Raw genomic sequence first — 14554 nt, forward strand, 5'->3', positions numbered from 1 at the left:
ACAGTGCTTTTCATCGAATGGAGAATATTACCTTACATTGTCAAATGAGAGATTCCTCATATTTTACGGTTAAGAAACATGTAATCCATGGAAAAAGGCTGCCGACTTACTCAGCAGCCACTAACCATTATAAACCTATCCTTTGCCGGATTGAAAGTTTTGCTCATAAATGCATCTCGAAGCCTAGGACTCAAGCGCCGAAAAGGGTAAATTTTACAAGCGTTTACTAGATAAAAGCTTTATAGGCTAGGCTCCTTGACAATCTCGAAATGGCATTTCCACAATCCCATCACACTATATACTTCATTGATTCTAATCTATGCGAGATCGATCTCGGTTCTTAATTCTATTAATCTATTAATCACACGGTCGGCCTGTGCTAACTCTTCTGGCTGAGCAAAATCGAAATTACACCCAATAGACCTCAACCCATTTTCCTTGGCTGCTCGGATATCGGACAACCGATCGCCAATGACCATCCCTTGAGTGATCTTATACTTCTGTATAATGGTTCGTACCAGATCTGTCTTATTCTGCGATTCTATCTGTTGTATGCTAAAGGTTTCCGTAACCCATTCATGCAAGTGGTAATAGCTAACGATGGATTCTAAGTATTCAATCTGCCCGTTACTGGCTATGTAGATCGGAATTTCTCTGTCTTTGCACAACTGAAAGAACTCTTCCACACCAGGATACAGCGCCCCATTACCTGTACTAATATGTTCAATTAATCTCGCATGGAACCATTCATTGGCTTGATTTCGAATGGAGTCAGAATGACCGGGTAATAAATTTTCCCAAACGACCGGCAGTGGAACCCCCATAATCTCACGGTACTTTTCTATAGGTGTACCTTGATTCCATAACCCTTGTGACCTTAGGTGCTCAAATGTGTCATGTAGTGAAGATTCCAATATTTTATCCGTCTGAAACAACGTTCCATCCATATCAAAAATTAAGGATAACATCAAAAACCCCTCCTAATTAACTTCCTATCTCATTTTACATTGGCAAAAACAATCCCCTAACACATGCGTTTCACATGTATTTCTCATCATACGCTTTACCAACAAAAAAACAAACGATTAGTCAATGAAATCAGAAAATTCCACTAATCGTTTGCATGAGATTTAAAGGATTAAGCGGTTTAGTTCGGATTAATTCGGACTCAACTATTCTAACTACATTTACTGTATCCGCAATTGCTGCATGTCTTGCATCCTTCCAGATTGATCAGGGTTGCTGAACCACACGAAGGACATAAATCCCTCGATTCAGTAATAGAAGCACGCCCTATTCCTCCTGTTGATTCATGCGTAGCAGCATGGTTCGTTTCCTTGATCAAATCTTCTCTCCACGCCTCTGCGTTACCTGCATCTGTTTGGATGGAATCCGAATGATTGTAATTTACGCTTAACTTTGGCTCGTTCTCTATACTTTGGTTCTGTACATGACTTTCCAAAGCTTTGGCAACTGCATCTGCAATGGATTCGACTCGATTCACACCAAAGCCAATGGCTCCTGAACCTCCAATGCCCTTCAAGTGCTTAATGAGCAGTTCCACTTTATGCCCATGGTCACCGTACCGCAGGAACAGAGAGCAGACCCGTCCAAGAGCCTCTGCCATGGCAAATACATCTGAACCCGCTTTACCTACATTCAGGAAAATTTCGGCTGGAATGCCGTCTAAGTCATTGATCGTAATATAAGCCATTCCAAATGGCGTATTAATTTTGTAAGTGGCTCCACGCAGCACCTGAGGACGGCTTCTGTACTGTTTATCTAGCACTTTTGCAGAGGTGGCTGCTACATCCGATCCAGCTACTGCCTCTGATCCTGCTTCTACTTCTGACGTAGATTCTTGTTTATTCAATACCTTTTCGTGTGTTTCTTGTACTTTTGCCCCTTCTTGTCCTTCTTCCTTTACCTCTTCCTTCTTCGAAGTGGATAACACCTGCACATCCCTACTGCCATCTCGGTAGATCGTAACCCCTTTGCATCCCAGATCATAGGCAAGTTCATAGAGCTGCGCAGTATTTTCGACCGTAAAATCAGCTGGACAGTTTGCTGTTTTGGATATAGAGCTATCCACCCACTGCTGAATGGCCGCTTGCACGCGAATATGATTCTCAGCGGATAGATCCATCGCGGTTACAAAGTACGCTGGAAGGGACTCATCTGGATGGGCATCCAGCCACTCCTGTGCGATCGGTACAAACTGTTCATCATAACCAAGCCGGCTCTGACGGAAATACTTAAAAGCAAAATAGGGTTCAATACCTGTTGATGTACCCACCATCGTTCCTGTACTTCCAGTCGGAGCCTGAGTGATTAGGGTGACATTACGAATGCCCTGTTTCCGTATAGCCTCCCCCACTTCCGGATAAGTCGCAACCATACTTTTCATAAAACCGCTCTGTAGGTATGGCCCTACTTCAAAAGCAGGGAACGAGCCCTTCTCAGCCGCGATCTCTGCCGATGCCAGATAGGCTTCCTTCGCAATGAATCCATACAGCTTATCTAGAAATTCCAGCGACTCCGGGCTGCCATATCGAATACGAAGTTTGATCATCAGCTCTGCGAGTCCCATCGTGCCAAGCCCCACCCGACGTTCATGCTGCTGGTTCTGTCTATTCTCTTCAAAATGATACGGCGTCGCATCAATCACATTATCCAAAAATCTCGCCGAAACGCGTGTAGTCTCTGCCAGTTCTCTCCAAGCTACATCATCTGCATCTGCGTCATAGAATTTGGATAGATTGATTGCTGACAGATTACATACACCCCACCCTGGCAAGCCCTGTTCGCCACATGGATTGGTACAGATAATCGGGTTGAAATACCAGCTGTTCGACATTTGATTATAATATTCCATAAATACAACGCCTGGCTCGGCAGATTTCCAAGCAGATTCAATAATGGTATGCCAGATGTCCCTCGCTTTAACTGTACGATAAGGAATGACCGAGCGACCAGCATCTCTCCATTGCTGAAGATCTCCGTTCCACTCGTTATCATAATTGGGGTCAGTTGTATCTGGAAAAACGAGCTCCCAGTCACCGTCCTGTTTAACGGCTTCCATAAATCCATTACTTACACATACGGATAGGTTCGCATTCGTGACCTGACCCATCGTTTGTTTCACCGTAATAAAATCAAGCACGTCAGGGTGCCAATCGTTCATCATCAGCATTAAGGCGCCTCGCCGGCTTCCTCCTTGTTCTATCAATCCGGTAGTATAACTGAACAAGCCACCCCAGGACACGGACCCGCTCGATGAACCATTAACCCCTTTAACAACGGCTCGGCGAGGTCGCAAGGAAGACAAATTAATCCCCACGCCACCTCCGCGTGCCATAATCTCAGTCATTTCAGTCAACGTTTTCATAATGCCACCGCGGCTATCCTGCGGCGAAGGGATAACATAACAATTAAACAGCGTGAGTTCATCACTTGCACCAGCACCCGCAGCAATCCGACCTCCTGGTACGAGCTTCCAATCGTCTAAGACCGAACGGAATCGAGCTTCCCATGTCGTTCGTTGTTCAGGGGTGGATTCAACGGAGGCCATCGCTTTAGCCAGGCGATCCCACATCTCTTCAGGTGTCTTTTCTATATTAAGCGTTAGCTTCTCTACATCCGTCTTGACGATCTCTCCGCTTCGAGTTCTCACTTGAACCAGCTGACCCTCACGTTCTATAATCTCCCCAACTTCCTTCGTTGGAAATTTAGGGTCATCCTTTGTTAATACCAATACAACATCCCCGATCTTTGCATGATTCGAATCTGCGTTCTTCCAGGCATATCGGTCTAGAAATATTTTCTCGCTTAGTCCCTCTAACTTGTGTGATTGTTTGTTCGTTTTCATCGCCACGCTCAGCCTCCCCGGAATAACAGTAACGGTTCAATTTTGCTCTACGATTAAATTATGACTAAACACCACATATAGTGATTATATTCAAGTATATTACACCATATATTGATTTTCCATGTGATTTATATCATAGCCGTTCTCCGCACTCATCGATACTCGGACAAGCTTCCTCAATCACCCTCAGACGTATGAATACGAACTCTGTGAACTTTTTGGAAAAATACAGCCGCGCATATAGAATTCTGAATCTGGTTATGAACTTTCTCTCATTCGTCCATACTATTACCTACGAATATACGTCATCTTGAATGGCATGGGAGGTAGCAGCATGAACCGGAAAAACCCGCTCCACAGCAAACAGCCTATATCCGAAATGCCGGTACCGCTGGAGTTTGATCGAAGCTGGCTTACCCAGCTTGAATCCCGTTTGGATAAAGGGGGACCCTGGGGAGATTATCGACTCTTTCAATTAGGTATTCAGGCCGAAGAGACGAATCTAATTCCCAATTTTGATGAAATCCAATGTTTGAAGCATTTGCAAGGTCTGACCCCACTCCCTCACCAGATGGACACGGCGCGCAAAGTGTTATTTGAAATGTCTGGCCGAGCCATTCTCGCCGACGAAGTGGGACTGGGTAAAACGATTGAAGCCGGCCTTATCCTCAAAGAATATATGGTTCGTGGTCTTGTATCCAAAGTGCTTATCCTTGTTCCTGCCTCACTTGTACTGCAATGGGTACGAGAGCTGAATTCGAAATTCGGCATTCCTGCCGTTGCTCAGAAAAAAGCATACTCCTGGCAAAACGAAGTTGTTGTTGCTTCCATGGACACTGCCAAGCGTGATCCGCACAAAGACATGTTACTGAATATCGATTATGACATGATTATTATCGATGAAGCTCATAAGCTCAAAAATAAGAAAACAACAAACTATCAATTCATGCTTAAATTGCGTAAAAAATACTGTCTTTTGCTTACAGCGACACCCGTGCAGAATGACATGAGTGAATTGTTTAATCTGATTAACCTGCTCAAGCCGGGTCAGCTTGGGCGTCAGGGTGATTTTGCCGCCAACTTCGTCGTGGATAAGCGCGTTCCGAAAAACCAAGAACAGCTTAAGGATGAATTGTCCAAAGTCATGATTCGTAACAGACGCGGCGAAGGGCCTGTTCAGTTCACCAAGCGGAATGTCTCCAACGTCAATCTACAATTATCACCCGAAGAACAGGCTTTGTATGACGGTGTAACCTCATTTGTGAAGGATCAGTATCAGGAAGCTGGTGGCAATCTGAGCAGCATGCTCTCACTCGTTACATTACAACGAGAAGTATGTAGCAGTAGGGATGCTGTATTCGTAACACTCGTCAATCTGTCGAAGAAGCTCCCACTCGACTCTCCTCTTCGGGACAAAATCTGGGAACTCGTTGCTCATATCAAAGCGATTAAGGAAAATACCAAAGCTGAGAAAACGATGGAACTGATTCGCAATATGAATGAGAAAGTGATCATTTTCACCGAATACCGGGCAACGCAGGAGTATCTCCTTAATTATTTTCGCAATAACGGACTTACTGCTGTACCCTACCGAGGCGGCATGAACCGAGGGAAAAAGGATTGGATGATGGATCTGTTCCGTGGACGGGTTCAGGCCATGATTGCAACCGAAGCCGGCGGTGAAGGCATTAACCTACAATTCTGCCACCATATGATTAACTTCGACCTGCCTTGGAATCCCATGCGGGTGGAGCAACGAATCGGACGGGTACACCGGTTGGGACAGCAGAATGACGTTAATATCTTCAATCTATCCACGACAGGCACCATAGAAGAGCATATTCTGCATCTACTGCATGAGAAAATTAACATGTTTGAGATGGTGATCGGTGGACTAGATGTTATTCTGGAGCGGCTTGAGAAGAAGGAATCCATCGAGAAAAGCTTAACCAAAATTTTGCTGGAATCTCAAAATGAAGAGGATCTACGTCTCAAGATGGATTCACTTGGACAATCACTGAACTCCATTCAGCGCGAGGTCGCAGATGAAGTGCCTCTGATTACCAAGCTCGATCTTCGTAAAGGAGGAGGATAACCTATGACCATGTCACCCCACGAGATTCAGGCTTATGTACTTACCTATCTTGAAGCCTTGGATTGTCAGATCATAGAACGTTCTCCCGCCCATGTGACGGTTAAACTCTCGCCCGAGGCTGATAAAGCCCTAACGAATCGACCGTACTATTGGGGATTTGTGGAACGCACTGGCGCACCAGCAGAAACTATGTCATTTACTTTTGTATTTGATCCGGAAGCTTATAAGCTAGCCACTGAGGCAGCGGAAGCCACAGCATCACAGGCGAATTCTTCGGTTGGATCTGGTGCAGCCAGTGGCGGAACCAGTACCAGTACCCCTGGTACTGAACCAGCAAAAGAAACCATTCTGGGCCGTTACTTTGGCATAACTCCGTCTTTACCGCAATTAGGACCAGGACGGATTTTGCGTGAAGACGTCGTTTATGGCAGCCGTCGACTTCAGCAAATTTTTGATGCCGCACGTGAGGGCGGGGCTTTTGTTAATCTGTTCGAACAAGCGGCCAAACGACAATTGAGAGCGACAGCGCCGGCTGTCTATGAGCCTTGGCTTGGCGTTTGCTTCAAGGTGGAATTCGCCTGTGATCTGAAACGGGAGGAACTTCATTTTCTCGGCATCTCTCTTCGTTCCGGTGAGATTATTGAACAATTCGGGGCGAAGCTCAACCGGCGCGATCTTAGCCCACGATTGGCAGAGAATATGCATGCGCAGGCGGCCAAAATTTCATTATCTACAGCCGGAGCAGCGTTAGAGTCCCATCTCACGAACCATCTGCTTCAGCTTGATTACGGCTGGGCAGAACAAGCCAAAGAACGACTTGCACTAGAGCTTGACGTTGTAGATACGTACTATGAAGCCGTATTGCGCGAGGATATGCCTGAGGTAGAAACTACGAGCACAACTGACGCTAACATTCAATATGTCTCTTCCACACCCGAGCCCTCCCCTTTACGAACAAATGTACCGACCGATGATGTGGGGACAAATAATCGTATTCGTGAGGATGTAGAGATGGCAGCAGAGCCAGCCATTCCGTTAGAAACTGAGATAGATCCGGAGCAAGAAAAAGCCAAACAGGCGGTTATTGATCGTGAGGCGATGAAACTGCAATATGAGACACGCCGAACTGAAATGATCTGGCAATATGAACCCAAAGTGAAGGTTTCCGTTATTAGCAGCGGCATGTTTCACTTAAGATAGACGAAGACACTACTTTTCCTGCAAATGCTGGCAAAAGTAGTGTTTATTCATAATCAGTTGCCCGACAGGTTACAGCAACCTTTGCATAACTCGTCCCCTAGAATGAATATTAGCGTCGCATACGCAACCAATACTCGTAGATACGTTTCATTTAACAGTATCTCGAAGAAGAAGGTGTTTATTTGGAACGAACCGTTACGCAACGGATCCTACTACAGCGAATAACCTTGATCACTCTAACTGTACTCAGTTGTGCAGCCTTATCTACTTTCTGGTCGATTGCAAGTGCCGAAGATCGAAGCACTCCTCCGCTTGCTCCCATGTCATTAACTCATCTCGAAGACAGCACTGCTCTCCAGCATGACAAGCTAGCGCCTATTGCTGTACAGCAGTTTGCTCATCAGCATGCTCTTGCGCTTGGTTCAGTAGATGGGGAGTTCAACTGGAAGAAGGCTGAACTCAGCTTTACTCCACTTGGCCCAGGTACATATAGTTGGCTTGTGCAGGCTACTTTTGAAGAGAAATTAATTGGATATATGATTATTACTGCAACAGATCAGGGACAATTGAAGCTTAGCGAATACGGTTCAGGAGAACAGTCACCCTATGATCGCGAGCTGTTAAGCCATGCGTTAGAACGCCAACACCTCAGCCTTACGATGATACATGCCGATGGAGGAGAGCTCAGGCTTCGTTATGCTCTTCCTCTACTCGCTTACTGGAAGGTAGAACGACCGAACCAAGAAGCTCTTTACATCGATGCCACCAATGGTGACCTTTTACCCTCAGAGACTTTGAGACAGATCGAGACGACTTCTAAACAAATGGTAATCATAGATACCGATGCTTCCGCGACCTCATCCTGGCTTGTCGATTCTGTTCATATGCGACCTACCTTTAACCCAATGGACAACCTGTTATGGCTCACCTCCAAACCAGTGAAGCTCACCCGTGTACAAGACTGGACCCAGCTTCATAAGGAGCTTGGAATTGTTTATTCCGCGAATGATCTTAATTTATTTTACGGTGGCCCTTTACCCATTAGTGCTTATCAGTTGTGGCATAACAAGGCTCAATCACAATCAATCCTCTACATAGCGATTGGTGGACATACTACCACGCAACGATTCGTACCATTGGATACTCTATTGGAAGACGGGCAATTCTATGCCGCTAACCCCTGAATTGATAGATTAAAAGTTTCCATCAAAAATAGACGCCTTTTCCTGACCATACAGGAAGTGCGTCTATTTTGCATGCAGACATCGTTTATCTCATGATCGATCTTCAGTAAGGTAAACTGCTCTAGTCCATCTATTCCTTGTCTGAAGAACTTCGTTTCCTCGCATTCGATTCCACAGATCTTCCCTTCTTGCCAACCCACAGCGAAACGGCAAACGGAATCATGCCAAACCATTTCATGGACCATGGTTCCTTCTGTTTGGTACGCCCTTTACGCTCATCCTTTGGAGTATCAATATAATGCACCACACGTTGTGTTATATATTTTACCAATTCATCACTTTTGGCCATACCCTCTGCCTCCCTGGCTCCATCACTTGACGAAGCTTACGATAGTACTATTGTGTGCAAGAAGTGTTCTCGTTAAACATTTTTGTGAGCTACGTGTATGAAAATCGGCAGAATGCACAGTCTAATGCCAAAGCTATCCATCGAATCCCTAATATGCACCAAAGACCAATATCATGAAGGAGTGTATGCCCCATGTATAAGCTGCTGGTTGCTTCGACCGCATTGTTAGTTAGCTTGTTATGTCTTCCGGTTCTTCCACTTGTTCAGGGACAGGCAATCCAACCAGTCGGATCTGTTACCCCCATCCAAGCTAGCCCCTCAACGAACAGTCCATCCATGTTACCAATAACCGATGGCGAAGCTTATCGTTCTAGTCATCATGCCTTTGCAGCTCCCGTTATTCTACTTGATGTAGGACATGGAGGAGTCGATGGAGGAACGTCAGCACAAGGTGTGCTGGAGAAGGACATTAACCTCGCTATAAGTCAAAAGGTTTATCTTCTGTTGCGCAGCAAAGGATATGCCGTCATCATTAATCGACTTGGTGATTATGCGCTCAGCGATGATAACCGCTGGCTTAACAGCCGCTCACGGCATCGCAAAGATTTAGCACAGCGCAAAAGCCTCAGCGAAGAAGTCAGTACGGATATCGTTGTCAGTATCCATGCCAATTGGAGTTCAAGAGCTGCAACACACGGTCCGGTGGTACTGCACCAAAAAGAAGGTCGAAGCTACCTCTTAGCACAATCGATTCAAGATGCCATGAATGACTTATATGGAACTAAACGGCAAGTCGTGTGGGGTAAACCCTTTTACCTGTTGAATTATGTGAAGCACCCTGCCGTCATCGTAGAAACTGGATTTCTGAGTAATGCAGCAGACCGAGCCAAAATAAGTGATCCCGCCGAGCAAAAGCGCATTGCTGAATCCATCGCAAACGGCATTATTTATTACCTGTCGGTAGTGTAGGCGCAATATGCCAATCCCACACCTCTCGCACCAGATCACCAATGCCTACAAATTCAATCTGTCCCTGCAGTTGGGTGACGGTTTCACGAAGAACAGCAGATGTGTTAAGCCCGGTATGACCGACATGACCGATGACTACACAGCTTTTTTTGTCCACGGCACGCTTAGCGGCCAGTTCCATTTGCTTGCGAATGTGCGGCTTAGAGTTTTGGTCGTCTAAGAAGATGTCATTACCGACAGGTGGCATATTTTTGGAAGCGGCCAGTTCACCTACTACCGAGCGAAAATTGGTTCGACTGTCTACAAAAAAGAGACCTCGCTCTCGGCAGACGTCCAACACAATCGACATGATCCGTTTGTCCGAAGTAATCTTAGAACCCATATGATTGTTCATGCCAATGGCATACGGGACATCATCAATTGCTTTTCCCACCCGTTCACGAACTTCCTCATCAGTTAGATTGGACGTAATAGCTCCTGGCCCCAGCCACTCCGGTTTCCCTTTCTTCGGCTCCATGGGCATGTGTACTATTACATCCATTCCCTTCTCATGTGCCGCAGCGGCATCTTTCTGAGTTGTTGGCAGAAAGGGCATGACCGCAACGGTCAGCTTGACTGGCATCGCCAAGATTTCTGCTGTACCCTTCATGTCATTACCTACATCATCAATGATAATTGCCATACGGTTATGAGGGGTTACGGATTGTTCAGGTTGAGATGCTACATGCATCCGATCACGATTCGACAGTGCGTAAGCATTCACTGTATCCGCTTCTCTTGTCAACTGAGATGCCACCGTTATCTCTCCACCTGCCATACATCCCACGTTAATAAGCAGTAAAAGAACAAAGAATCCCGCTAACCTTCTATGCCGCTTGCTTCTCACTTTGTTATCCATGGTGATTCCCTCCCTTAGATCTGTGTTCTCATTGTTTGATATTGTAGGGAGTTCTATGTAAGAAACGGTCTGAGTTAACTAAAGGAAAATTTGTAACTACTGAATAGGGATAAAAAATGTCATGGATTCCCGATAATTTGAGATAAATTAGTAAAAGACCTGAAATTTGTCAGGTATTCAGTTCAACAATATTTTATTAAAATAAACAAAAGAAAGAATAAATTGATTTTCTTTCCTTTTATTTTCGAAAGGAGGTCATGTAAGGGCTTACAACTGATCTATGCAAAATTAAGATTTCATCGGTTTAGCATTTCTCAGGATAACCATTTCGAGGAGGATGATCGCTGTGAAATTTAAATTCAAAAAAACCTTTAACGTTTTACTGGCCTGCTTAACGGCTCTGCCACTGATGTTAACACCCACACAAGCTTCGGCAGCAAGTGATGCTACCATCAATTTGTCCTCGGAGAAGCAGCTCATCAAGGGCTTCGGAGGAATTAATCACCCGGTTTGGATCGGTGACTTGACGCCAGCTCAACGTGACACAGCCTTTGGCAACGGGCAAAACCAGTTAGGCTTCTCCATCCTGAGGATCAGTGTCGATCCTAATCAAAGTAACTGGTCTAGGGAAGTAGATACAGCCAAAAGAGCGATTGAGCAAGGAGCTCTGGTGTTTGCCTCCCCTTGGAATCCACCAAGCGACATGGTTGAAACGTTCAACCGGAATGGAGACACTACGGCAAAGCGATTGAGATATGACAAATATGCTGCTTACGCTCAGCACCTGAATGACTTCGTTACGTACATGAGAGATAACGGCGTAAACTTGTATGCAATTTCCGTACAAAATGAACCGGATTACGCTCATGATTGGACCTGGTGGACACCACAGGAGATCCTTCGTTTCATGAAAGAAAATGCAGGATCGATCCAGAACACCAAAGTTATGGCGCCTGAATCCTTCCAATACCTGAAAAACATTTCTGACCCGATCCTCAATGATCCACAAGCGCTGGCGAATATGGACATTCTAGGAGCACACTTGTACGGTACTCAAGTCAATAACTTTGCCTACCCACTTTTCAAGCAAAAAGGTGCAGGCAAAGAACTGTGGATGACTGAAGTTTATTATCCAAACAGTGATAGCAATTCTGCAGACCGCTGGCCAGAAGCGTTGGAGGTTTCCCATCACATGCACAATGCAATGGTAGAAGGTGACTTTCAGGCTTATGTATGGTGGTATATCCGTAGACAGTATGGACCAATGAAAGAGGATGGTACGATCAGCAAACGTGGTTATAATATGGCTCAATTCTCCAAGTTTGTTCGTCCAGGCTATCTGCGAGTGGATGCAACGAAAAACCCGGATACCAATACGTTTGTGTCTGCTTACAAAGGAGATAACAAGGTTGTCATCGTCGCAATTAACAAAGGAACTTCTGCGACCAGTCAGCGATTCGTCCTGCAAAATGGTAATGCCTCTACTGTATCCTCATGGGTAACGGATAGCAGCCGTAACTTAGCAAGTGGAGCACCGATCAATGTGTCTAACGGCGCATTTACTGCACAGCTTCCTGCTCAAAGTGTAACCACATTTGTAGCGGATATCACTGGGCCTGGTAGTGGTAACACAAGTGGTACAACGTATGAAGCTGAAACAGGAACTACCTTAACTGATGCTGTAGTTGAGACAATCTACCCGGGTTACACAGGTTCAGGCTATGTGAATTTCAATGCACTAACGAATTCTGCCATCCAATGGAATAATATCAACAACGCGACAAGCGGTACCAAAAACGTAAAGTTTCGTTATGCACTAGAGAGTGGCACACGTAACCTCGATGTGTACGTTAACGGAAACAAAGTGATCAGCAATACCTCTTTTTCAGCAACAGGAAGCTGGTCGACATGGGGCGAGAAAACCATTCAGGTGCCCATGAATTCAGGAACGAATACCATTAGAGTTGTAACAACAGGTACAGAAGGACCTAATATCGATAATATTATAGTTACAGCATCATAATACGTGCAGTGTTTAAATGGCAAAAAATTGCCCAAGCCTCCAATTGGTCGTTGGTCGCAGTAACCAACACTGAATGGACAAGCAACTGTGAAGTCCTCATATTGGTGCAAAAAAAGGTTCCCCGTTAGACTAATGTCTAACAGGGAACCTTTTCATTCGATGCGGTCGAGAGGACTCGAACCTCCACGGGGGGTTAGCCCACACGGACCTGAACCGTGCGCGTCTGCCAATTCCGCCACGACCGCATATGTATATCCGTGATATATGTATCTCGGCGACAAAAAATAATATATCACGCAAGCATCTACATGTCAATATTGAAATGCTCATGAAGAAACCCGATCCAGATATTCACTTTCGGATCGGGCTTCATGTTCAGGAGCTGGCATAGGATCTGCCATGATTGGTACCAGTTTAGGATCTAAATTAAATTACAGTTTGGATGGCCAGTTACCATACCATGCATAACCGCCTCTTCTTTCTTTGTCAATATCGCTCAATTTGTATTTTACGATGCCGTCACGGCCGATAAAGATGGGTTTATCCGTTCCAATCTCATAGAAACGAGCCCAGATCGGTGCAGCTTTAGAATCAGCGATAATTTTGCTATCTCCGTTTGCTCTTTCATATCTGTAGCCTGTGATCTTCACTTTGTTAAACCAAGCTTCTGCTCCCTTGATAGATGCTGTAATTTTGGCGTTGGAAGGTCTTGTTTTTAGGAATTTAACAATCGTTACACTCTCTCCAGCTGTTAATGATGGTACTTCATAGATTCTTGCACCTGCAGGCTTCAGTGTGCTTGAATCATGCTGTTGTCCCCATGCTGTGAGCTTGCCACCTGAAACCACCTGTGTATTCAGAATCGCATCTACACCTTTAGCAACCGCATTTTTACTACGATTGGCAAGGTTGCTGTCGATAAAGGAGAAGTCACCTTTTCGCGTCGCTACTTCATCCAGCATGTACATTACATTAATCATCGCATCATCATTATAAGTAATATGTTTGTGATAACCAGAACTTTGATAAACTTGAGGCCATCCACCATTGGAATATTGCATATTCAGCAAAAAATTAATCCCTTTGATCGCGGCAGCAGAATAACGTGGGTCGTTTGTCTTTTTAAATTCTTTGGCTAGTCTTCTAATTTCTGAGTATGTAGCTTTATTGTCGATCGTAGATTTCGCCCACTCACCAGTTGATTGCTTATATTCTTTTCTCCAGCCACCATCGGCTCGTTGATTCTTCAAAATATCGGATATGCTTGCTGTTGTTCCTGAAGCATCCGCAGCAGATACAGTACTAACCGGTTGAATGATCATACCTACCGCAGAAAATACCATTGAAAATGCTAGAACTAATGTAACTAACTTTGTTTTTGTATTCAAAATGATCACACACTCCCCTTTATTATTGAAATCATTCAATTCTTCATTCTATTTACTCTCGCCCTATAATTACACCCCTCTCCATCAGCTCCTTTATTTGAATTAAATTATAACTACTATACTTTTATCCAATATGTGGATTGGATAGAACGATCTTATGCAAAAAAAATAACTTTGTCAATTAATGCAACATCTTGTAACATTCCGCGATTATTGTATCGATCAGAATAGTTCAAACTGCACATGACAAACCTCGAGTGATATACACTCCAGTTTGGATTTGAATCACATATTACTTTTTTGTAATTAGTTTCGCTGTCATTTCGTGTTTATTCTTCATAAAAATCAATAGTTCCGTTAACATTGGGCGATAAAGAAGGTATTAAGATGGGTTTGACATTTACGCATATATGCAATATAGTTTCAAAAGGTTACAAAAACTTAATTATTCATTTGCCGAGTTTCATGTTTGAAAACGGGGGAACCATTTTGGGTGAATTATTCTTATACATAGGAAATATAGGGAACCTTCTACCGAACCCTTAGCTAACTCCGTAGGCAACGAAGGGAGAACATTGAT

The 14554-nt window shown here is 44.6% G+C and carries 10 protein-coding genes, 1 tRNA gene and 1 riboswitch; of the genes, 5 read left to right on the top strand and 6 right to left on the bottom strand.

Annotated elements, in window-relative coordinates; translation table 11 throughout:
* Positions 1-317: 317 nt before the first annotated feature.
* Entirely contained in the window at positions 318-971 is a 654-nt protein-coding gene (locus MH215_RS08670; RefSeq protein ID WP_239289682.1) for an HAD family hydrolase, read from the bottom strand.
* A gap of 206 nt (positions 972-1177) precedes the next feature.
* On the bottom strand, positions 1178-3868 hold the full coding sequence (locus MH215_RS08675; protein WP_239289683.1) for an adenosylcobalamin-dependent ribonucleoside-diphosphate reductase: 2691 nt from the start codon (positions 3866-3868) through the stop codon (positions 1178-1180).
* 334 nt (positions 3869-4202) lie between these two features.
* On the opposite strand from MH215_RS08675, the gene MH215_RS08680 reads away from it, so the two are divergent.
* The 3 genes from MH215_RS08680 to MH215_RS08690 all read left to right on the top strand — a co-directional run bounded on the left by MH215_RS08680 (position 4203) and on the right by MH215_RS08690 (position 8347).
* Complete coding sequence (locus MH215_RS08680) at positions 4203-5963, top strand: DEAD/DEAH box helicase (protein ID WP_239289684.1); 1761 nt, start codon at positions 4203-4205, stop codon at positions 5961-5963.
* A 3-nt stretch (positions 5964-5966) separates the two neighbouring features.
* Positions 5967-7163, top strand: a complete 1197-nt coding sequence (locus MH215_RS08685; protein WP_239289685.1) for a YqhG family protein — start codon at positions 5967-5969, stop codon at positions 7161-7163.
* 182 nt (positions 7164-7345) lie between these two features.
* Positions 7346-8347, top strand: a complete 1002-nt coding sequence (locus tag MH215_RS08690) for a hypothetical protein (RefSeq protein WP_239289686.1) — start codon at positions 7346-7348, stop codon at positions 8345-8347.
* A gap of 130 nt (positions 8348-8477) precedes the next feature.
* On the opposite strand, the gene MH215_RS08695 is transcribed toward MH215_RS08690, so the two are convergent.
* The gene (locus MH215_RS08695; RefSeq protein ID WP_239289687.1) at positions 8478-8696 is read right to left on the bottom strand and encodes a YqzE family protein; all 219 of its coding nucleotides are present in this window, start codon (positions 8694-8696) and stop codon (positions 8478-8480) included.
* Between the two features lie 192 nt (positions 8697-8888).
* Here MH215_RS08695 and MH215_RS08700 point away from each other — a divergent pair, with 192 nt between their 5' ends.
* Positions 8889-9665 carry an N-acetylmuramoyl-L-alanine amidase family protein gene (locus MH215_RS08700; RefSeq protein WP_239289688.1) on the top strand — a complete coding sequence of 259 codons (777 nt, stop codon included), beginning with the start codon at positions 8889-8891 and terminating at the stop codon, positions 9663-9665.
* Here the strand turns inward: MH215_RS08700 and MH215_RS08705 are convergent.
* Positions 9640-10563 carry a divergent polysaccharide deacetylase family protein gene (locus MH215_RS08705; protein ID WP_239289689.1) on the bottom strand — a complete coding sequence of 308 codons (924 nt, stop codon included), beginning with the start codon at positions 10561-10563 and terminating at the stop codon, positions 9640-9642. The genes MH215_RS08700 and MH215_RS08705 overlap by 26 nt on opposite strands.
* A 337-nt stretch (positions 10564-10900) precedes the next feature.
* Between MH215_RS08705 and xynC the strand changes: the two genes are divergently transcribed.
* Positions 10901-12586: a glucuronoarabinoxylan endo-1,4-beta-xylanase XynC gene (xynC, locus tag MH215_RS08710; protein ID WP_275446024.1), complete on the top strand. Its 1686-nt coding sequence runs from the start codon at positions 10901-10903 to the stop codon at positions 12584-12586.
* Between the two features lie 160 nt (positions 12587-12746).
* On the opposite strand, the gene MH215_RS08720 is transcribed toward xynC, so the two are convergent.
* Together MH215_RS08720 and pelA are read right to left on the bottom strand one after the other, a co-directional pair.
* Positions 12747-12831, bottom strand: a tRNA-Leu gene (locus MH215_RS08720).
* A gap of 186 nt (positions 12832-13017) precedes the next feature.
* Positions 13018-13983: a pectate lyase gene (gene pelA / locus MH215_RS08725; protein ID WP_239289690.1), complete on the bottom strand. Its 966-nt coding sequence runs from the start codon at positions 13981-13983 to the stop codon at positions 13018-13020.
* Positions 13984-14418: 435 nt separating this feature from the next.
* A riboswitch (cyclic di-AMP (ydaO/yuaA leader) is annotated at positions 14419-14550 on the top strand.
* Positions 14551-14554: the final 4 nt, after the last annotated feature.

The organism is Paenibacillus sp. ACRSA, from assembly GCF_022346845.1.
GTDB lineage: Bacteria > Bacillota > Bacilli > Paenibacillales > Paenibacillaceae > Paenibacillus.

Bases quoted from the DNA above. Each gene is read 5' to 3' on its own strand.
- MH215_RS08675 (WP_239289683.1), bottom strand. From the start codon at position 3,868: ATGAAAACGAACAAACAATCACACAAGTTAGAGGGACTAAGCGAGAAA.
- MH215_RS08680 (WP_239289684.1), top strand. From the start codon at position 4,203: ATGAACCGGAAAAACCCGCTCCACAGCAAACAGCCTATATCCGAAATG.
- MH215_RS08685 (WP_239289685.1), top strand. From the start codon at position 5,967: ATGACCATGTCACCCCACGAGATTCAGGCTTATGTACTTACCTATCTT.
- MH215_RS08695 (WP_239289687.1), bottom strand. From the start codon at position 8,696: ATGGCCAAAAGTGATGAATTGGTAAAATATATAACACAACGTGTGGTG.
- MH215_RS08700 (WP_239289688.1), top strand. From the start codon at position 8,889: ATGTATAAGCTGCTGGTTGCTTCGACCGCATTGTTAGTTAGCTTGTTA.
- MH215_RS08705 (WP_239289689.1), bottom strand. From the start codon at position 10,563: ATGGATAACAAAGTGAGAAGCAAGCGGCATAGAAGGTTAGCGGGATTC.
- xynC (WP_275446024.1), top strand. From the start codon at position 10,901: ATGATCGCTGTGAAATTTAAATTCAAAAAAACCTTTAACGTTTTACTG.